We start from the raw sequence: 6,824 nt of genomic DNA, 5'->3' as shown, positions 1-6,824 counted from the left end.
TACCTTAACCAAATGGAGAGTGAAAGTATCAGTTCTGGAAAAACCGACACTCCTGCCCACCCAGTACATGGACAGACCTCCTTAATCCAAACAGATTTATCGCCCCATACCCAAGAGTCATGACACGTGTCAATAACAAAAAATCCGGTGAACCAGATGAACAGGTCATTACTCGCAGCAGTTTTTTTCCTTGCAGTGTGTCTTGCGATCATGGCCGGTTGTAGCGCACCTGAGGGGGCGATCAATACAACGGAAAATGTATCATCCTCTCCCATCACCAGCGCAGCTCTTTACCGCGCCACCATCAACCAGCCCGATGCTCTGTCCGGCTACGTGAAGATGGACACCGACATTTACAATGCCGGTGAAGTGGTTGAGTTCACGGTAACCAATGACGGCAGCGGAATCCTGTCCTGTGCCGGAGATCCCCCGGCGTTTTCCGTGATAACACAGACCCCCGGGGGAAGATGGAGCACGAAGATGGGTGACGGCCAGCCGGACCGGGCCACCAATTCTGCGCTTGCACCGGGTACGTCAACCCGCCAGTATACCTTCGTCACCACCGGCTGGGAACCGGGCCGGTACCGGATCGTGCATGACTGCGGGGTCGAGCGCGAGTTCCTTGTGCGTGCCCTGCCATCAACAACGCTTCCCTTGACACCCTCTGTGACACCTGTGCCAGATGCCTGCCCGGAGACCAACCTGACAAGCACTGCGCCGTGGATTGCGATCGATGAAATCGGGAGCCCGGTTGCCTACCAGCCATTCACGATCCAGGGAATGACAAATCTTCCCGCGGGAGAGGAGCTCGTGTACACGATCTTTGCCGTGGGTGAGAAGGACGCCGGCCTAAGCCTTGACAACCAGGGATCGTTCCGAACAACCGTTACCGAAGGGAGGTGCGGCACCAACACGTGGGAAGCGCATGGCGAGATCCAGGCAACCGGTGAATTCGCCATCGGGATCATGGGGGCGGATAAAACACCCTCCGCGATCCGAAAATTTACGGTAGTTTCGGGATAATTTCCGGATTTTCCCCTGTTTGTTATCCTTGGGCAGGTAATCCCTTATTTCCCCGGACATCACTCTTGTATGAGAACACCCTCATGACCCTCCCCCTCTTCACGCTGTTTTTCGAACCCGTCAACCCGCTTGAGTTTTCTCTCCCTGAGTTCCGGGCTGCCCTAACCCGCGAGTTCGCGGAGCACCGGGCATCAGCAGAGCATGCAGAGTATACCGGACAGGTCGTTTACCGGTACCCGGCAATCCTGTGCAAACAGCTCAGGAACGATCTGGTGGTGATCGGACTCTGCCAGGGAGCCGGTTTTCTGCAGGACCTGGCGGGGAAAAATCCGGAACTCCTGCCGGGAAAAAATTCCTGCAGGATTGTTTTGCGGGACCCGGGTATCCGCAATGAGGAATTCGGGATTACCGGCCGCATGTATGAGTATGAGATTCTTACACCCTGGCTTGCCCTGAACCAGCAGAACGCAAAAAAATTCTATGACCTGAAAGGGAAGCCTGCACGGGACGCCTTCATGCAGAAGATTCTCACAGCCCAGCTGAACACTCTTGCAAAATCCCTTGACTACACACACAGCGAGCCAATCACCTGCACGGCCCGTGTCCGTTTCATACGGGAACGGATTGACCGGGAAAACATGATTGTCTTCCTTGGAAAATTCACGACAAATCTCTGCATCCCGGATTACCTGGGGATAGGCCAGTCGGTCTCTTCCGGCTATGGCACGATCCGGAAAATCTCTGCAATGGATGAATTGCAGCATGATACTCCGGGCATCCTGTGAGGCCGGATGGGGACGTGATCGGGTCTCCATATCCCATGGTTTTTGAGATACCAACGACAACGCTTTCTCCCATGATCACACTCCGCCCGCTCCGGCAGGAGGATGTCCCGGCCATCAAATCCTGGCCGCCCTATCCCCGGGAATTTGGCATGCTCGACTATTCGCTCCGCGACGGGGGCTGGCTTGACGAATATGGCGGGCGCACCGGAACAGAGATCCTTATTGCTGAAGACGGGAACGGGATGATCGGCTTTGCCCTCCTGGCAAAAAAAGACGCCAGCAGCGCGGAGTTCCGGATTGCTCTCCACCCGCTCCGGCTCGGGCAGGGTCTGGGAAGAACCGTTGCGCTCCGGGTACTTGCACGCGGTTTTTCCGCTACGGGCTGCGACACAATTGTTCTTATCGTCAGAAAGAATAATCCCCGGGCAGAGCGATTGTACGAATCACTCCGGTTCCGGCCCTGCGGCGAGTGCATGGAGCTGGTGAACGGCGAGAATGTCCCGTTCCTGAAAATGGAGATCAACAGGAAAACTTTCGAAGGTGTGATAAAACCATGAGCGATGCATTGCTGGTCATCGATGTGCAGAACGAGTATTTTTCCGGGAAACTCCCGGTAACCTTCCCCCACGGGAGCATTGTCACTATCCTGCAGGCTATGGATGCTGCGCATGCGGCCCGTATGCCGGTTATCGTTATCCAGCATGCGAACCGGGCTTCCGGTGCTGCAACCTTTGTTCCCGGGACACCGGGATGGGAGCTCCACCCTGATGTGAAGAAGCGCCCGCATGATGCCCTGATTGAGAAGACTCTGCCCGGCAGTTTTACCGGGACAAACCTTGAAGCATGGCTGAAAGAGCGGGAGATTGATACGGTCACGATTGCCGGCTACATGACGCAGATGTGCTGCGACACAACCGCCCGGCAGGCATTCCATCGTGGCTATACCGTGAAATTTTTATCGGATGCAACAGGGACACTTGCAATCACGAACAGCGCCGGGTCAGTCACTGATGAGGAACTCCACCGTGCAATCCTCGTCACCCAGCAGATGCGGTTCTCGCAGGTGATGACAACGCAGGAATGGATCTCCTCACTCGCAATTTCCTACCAGTGACCGGAATATGTTCTGGGCTCTTCTCTCCGGTATCGGCGCCTGTGCCGATGCCGGGTATTATATCGTCAACAAAAAGTTCCTCCGGTCTGTTGATCCCGACCTGCTTGCAGCATCGGGTTTTTTGTTCACGTCGTTCTTCCTTCTTGGCATCTCCATCTGCCGCGGCATTCCCCCGCTCGGCCAAGGCTTTGTCCTGGCGGTCACTGCCGCGGTGTCCATCAACATCATCGGAACAACCCTCGCGTTCCGGGCACTGAAGTCCACGGACATCTCGCTTGCCGTCCCGATGCTCTCGTTCACGCCTCTCTTCCTGATCGTGACTGCAGCCGTGATGCTTCATGAAATCCCGTCCGTTATCGGGATTTTCGGAATCCTCACCCTGGTCTTTGGCTCGTATGTCCTCAATACCGCTGCTGAACACGAGAATCTCCTTGACCCGTTCCGGTCCATGCTCTCCCATCCCGGGATCTTCTCCATGCTCGTGGTTTCATTCCTCTATGCCATCGCGATCGGTTTTGACAAGATGATCGTGCTGAACTCGGATACGGTCTTTGGGTCCGGCGTGGTTTTCTTCTTTTTGGGGAGTGCCTTTGCAGTAATCCATTGCCTGAAACGGTGGCGTGGCATTTCAACGGAAACTACGGTCGGAAAGTCTGTCACGCCATCGGGCGAGCCCCGGATCTTCTGCGGGTCACGCGGGGCTCTCACTGCCGGGATCATCATCGGGGCCCTGCTGACCATCGAGGCGATGGTCATCAATGCCGCATACCTTGTCCAGATCGTGCCCTATGTGAGCGCAATCAAGAGAACGAGCATCCTTATCACGGTGCTGTACGGGACCATGGTGATCCGCGAGGAAGAGGTAGTAAGGAGAGTAGCAGGGGCTCTCCTGATGGTCTTGGGCGTTCTCCTGATCCTGTTCTTCCCGTGATCAGGGTTCGAACAGCGGTACATCCCGGAACGCCACGCCATCGAAGACGCCCCGGTCCGTGACCCGGAGCGCCGGGATGACCGTGAGCGCAAGGAACGAGAGGTACATGAACGGGTTGTCGATCCCGCCAATCCTGTCAGTTGTTTTATGCAGCGATTTTAACCGTTCCACAACCTCCGGGTAGGGAAGCGTCGACATCAGGCCAGCGCAGTCGAGCGGGAGGAGGGTTTTCTCGTCACCGCAGACGGCAACCATGCCACCTTGCGAACGGATAACCTCGTGTACTGCCTGCAGGATCGCAGCATCGTTTGTGCCGGTTGCAACAATGTTATGTGCATCATGGGAGATGCTGCACGCGATCGCGCCGTCCCTGAACCCGAAGCCGTGCACAAGACCGAGACCCGGAGGCGTATCGTGGTACCGGTTGCAGACAACAACCTTCTGGATGTCCCTCGCCATGTCAGGGATGCCGGCAGCACTGCACTCATACGTGAGCGATTCCGTGACAATCTGGCCGGGGACGAGTCCGATCACGCGAGCCCTGCCGCTGCCGGAGATCTGAACGGCATCCGGCTGCGGTGGCCTGCAACGGATAGAGGGCGGGAACGTGGCAGCGGGGACAGGCGCGGCAGCCGTTACTGCTGCACCGTTCCGGAAAACCTGCTGGACAACAAACTTCTCCGGGTCATCGATCATGCAGAAATCAGCCCGCCGCCCCGGAGAGAGTGCACCACGGTCATGGAGGCCGAAGTGCTCCGCCGGAGAAAGTGTTGCCATACGGATAGCTAGTTCCGGTGACAACCCGGCAGCGATGGCGGAGCGGATGCACCGGTCGATGTGACCGTCCTCCATCAGCAGGTCGGCATGGCAGTCGTCAGTAGCAAAGCTGCAATGGGAGACGGTTTGCGGGGTTACGAGCGGGATGAGCGCTTCGATATTTTTCTCGGTCGAGCCCTCGCGGATGAAGATGTGCATTCCTTTTTTGAGTTTCTCCTCTGCCTCAGCCAGTGTGGTACACTCGTGGTCGCTCTGGAGGCCCGCGAGGATGTACGCGTTAAGATCCTTTCCGGAGAGCATCGGGGCGTGCCCGTCGCGGATGCCTGCAAGCGCGAGTTTTTCAAAAACACCGGGATCGGCAGCAAGGACGCCGGGGAAGTTCATCATCTCGCCAAGGCCGAGAATGCCTTCCCTGCCCGCGAACTGCCGGAGACTTCCGGCATCCAGTATGGCACCGCCAACATCCGCGGGAGTTGCCGGCACGCAGGAAGGGAGCATATACAGGATATCAATCGCTGCACTGTCCCGTGCCGCGAGCATGTACTCAATGCCCCTCTCACCGGCAACATTTGCGATCTCGTGAGGGTCGGCAATGACCGTACCGGTGCCGTGAAGGGAGACAAGGCGTGCATATTCTTGGGGAGTCAAAAGCGAACTCTCGATATGGACATGGGCATCGATCAGGCCCGGGATAAGGTATTTACCGGAGCAGTCAATTGTTGCCAGGCTCTCGTACGAACCGCAGCCAAGGACAATGCCGTCCTTTACCGCAAGATCGCCCTGCTCAAAGGTGCAGGTGAACGGGTTGAAGATCGCAGCGCCGGAAAAAACCGTATCAGCCGGGGCAAGCCCCCGGGCTGCGGCAATGAGTTGTTGTTTCTCGTTCATGATACCTCATACGTTGATATCCCGGATGGTAGCCGTGGTACGCTCCGCGGGGCTGAGAATATAGATATAGAGTTTGTAGGTTCCCGGAGGGAGGCCGGCCGGGACAAGGATGCTGTTCTCTCCCGTTTGCAGGGTTGCCGGCTGCTGGATGACGAGGCGTTCCTGCTGGTGGAGATCTCTCACCTCGTACACGGTCACCTGCACGAAGGCATCCGATGGCGCCCCCCTGTTGTTCACGTCTATCAGGAGGTCCCCCTCTGTCACCGTAACCTCGCCGATCCGGGCTGTCGTGCACCCGGAGGAGGCAAGGACGAGGATAATGAGCACCCCGATGCCTGCGGCACTCCACCCGGAAGACATAGATCAGTGATCGGGTTATGAGATAAAAAAGGTGGCAGTTCTCCTGCAGTGAGGATGAAAGAATGTGCTCTGTCGAAATCTTTTGAGTTATTGATGGGGGCTGATGCCCCCATGCTCCCGATTATGATGAACGGCCGCAAAAGTCGAAGAACCTGATGGTTCTTCACCCATCTCATCCCTTCGGGATTCGATATGAGGGATTTCGTGAAATCCCTCTGCTTTATTCAGACAGAATGAAGCACTCCGAAGGGCGAGTCGAAGTTCTCACTTCTCCACAGCCTGCAGCTGTCTCCGCGGTGGCATCAAATTCGTTTTTGTCAAAACAACTCTTTGCAGGAGTGTTCCCGTTCTGGTAATACGGAGGCATCGCCTGCACCCCCGAGTCGAAGAACGCGAACGCGTTCTTCTCATCCTCCTGGTTTTAAAACCAGTCGGAGGCGCAAGGGAGCGAACGAAATAGGGATATGTTTTCTACAGAGCAAAAGAATTAAAAAAACAGAGCAGGTCCGGGACTTATTCAGCACCGGAATTTGGAGATTTCGCGGGAGACTGTGTCAACGATCTGGTTGACGTTTCCGATCACCCGGGTGATCTGGTCTACTGCTGCGCTCGACTCTTCGGACGCCGCAGCGGAGTCCTGCGCTTCGTTCGAGGTCTGTTCGACCAGGTTCATGACCTCGCTGACGCTTGCGGCTACTTCCTCGATAGAGGCAGCCTGTTCCTCGGATGCAGCAGCGACTTCCGTGATGTTTTTATTGATCCTGTCGATGGAATCCACGATCTTCGTAAAGGTCTCGATCGTCTCCCTGAGCGCAAGACTGCCATCGCGGACTCCCCGGTTGGTCTCCCCGACAGCCTCGACTCCATGGTTGGTCTGGGACTGCAGTTGCCCAATCATCCCGTGGATGCGTTCTGCCGAGGCAAGCGATTCGCTTGCCAGTGACTT

The 6,824-nt window shown here is 56.5% G+C and carries 8 protein-coding genes; 5 read left to right on the top strand and 3 right to left on the bottom strand.

Translation table 11 applies throughout. The features are described 5' to 3' along the window. The first annotated feature begins 156 nt into the window (after positions 1-156). The 5 genes from CW742_RS04875 (at position 157) to CW742_RS04855 (ending at position 3,853) form a co-directional block, all read left to right on the top strand. Positions 157-1,023 carry a hypothetical protein gene (locus CW742_RS04875; protein ID WP_292417272.1) on the top strand — a complete coding sequence of 289 codons (867 nt, stop codon included), beginning with the start codon at positions 157-159 and terminating at the stop codon, positions 1,021-1,023. A 65-nt stretch (positions 1,024-1,088) separates the two neighbouring features. Next, positions 1,089-1,808 (top strand): CRISPR-associated endonuclease Cas6, encoded by a 720-nt coding sequence (locus tag CW742_RS04870; protein WP_292417270.1) that lies wholly within the window; start codon positions 1,089-1,091, stop codon positions 1,806-1,808. A 14-nt stretch (positions 1,809-1,822) separates the two neighbouring features. Beyond that, complete coding sequence (locus tag CW742_RS04865) at positions 1,823-2,365, top strand: GNAT family N-acetyltransferase (protein ID WP_292417267.1); 543 nt, start codon at positions 1,823-1,825, stop codon at positions 2,363-2,365. Continuing rightward, a complete protein-coding gene (locus CW742_RS04860; RefSeq protein WP_292417264.1) occupies positions 2,362-2,922 on the top strand; it encodes a cysteine hydrolase family protein in 561 nt (186 codons plus the stop codon). Before CW742_RS04865 ends, CW742_RS04860 begins: the two co-directional genes overlap by 4 nt. A 7-nt stretch (positions 2,923-2,929) precedes the next feature. Then, positions 2,930-3,853 (top strand): EamA family transporter, encoded by a 924-nt coding sequence (locus tag CW742_RS04855; protein ID WP_292417261.1) that lies wholly within the window; start codon positions 2,930-2,932, stop codon positions 3,851-3,853. Here CW742_RS04855 and ade read toward each other — a convergent pair whose 3' ends face one another. The 3 genes from ade to CW742_RS04840 form a co-directional block, all read right to left on the bottom strand. Further along, complete coding sequence (gene ade / locus CW742_RS04850; protein WP_292417258.1) at positions 3,854-5,518, bottom strand: adenine deaminase; 1,665 nt, start codon at positions 5,516-5,518, stop codon at positions 3,854-3,856. It abuts the gene before it with no gap. A 6-nt stretch (positions 5,519-5,524) separates the two neighbouring features. After that, complete coding sequence (locus tag CW742_RS04845) at positions 5,525-5,878, bottom strand: hypothetical protein (protein ID WP_292417256.1); 354 nt, start codon at positions 5,876-5,878, stop codon at positions 5,525-5,527. Positions 5,879-6,395: 517 nt separating this feature from the next. After that, positions 6,396-6,824 (bottom strand): methyl-accepting chemotaxis protein (locus tag CW742_RS04840; RefSeq protein WP_292417253.1); only part of this gene is annotated, 429 nt, incomplete at its 5' end.

Source organism: Methanoregula sp. (assembly GCF_002835825.1).
In the GTDB taxonomy this organism is placed as follows: domain Archaea; phylum Halobacteriota; class Methanomicrobia; order Methanomicrobiales; family Methanospirillaceae; genus Methanoregula.
The sequence above is the reverse complement of the archived record's forward strand: the minus strand, read 5'-3'. Positions and strand labels throughout refer to the sequence as shown.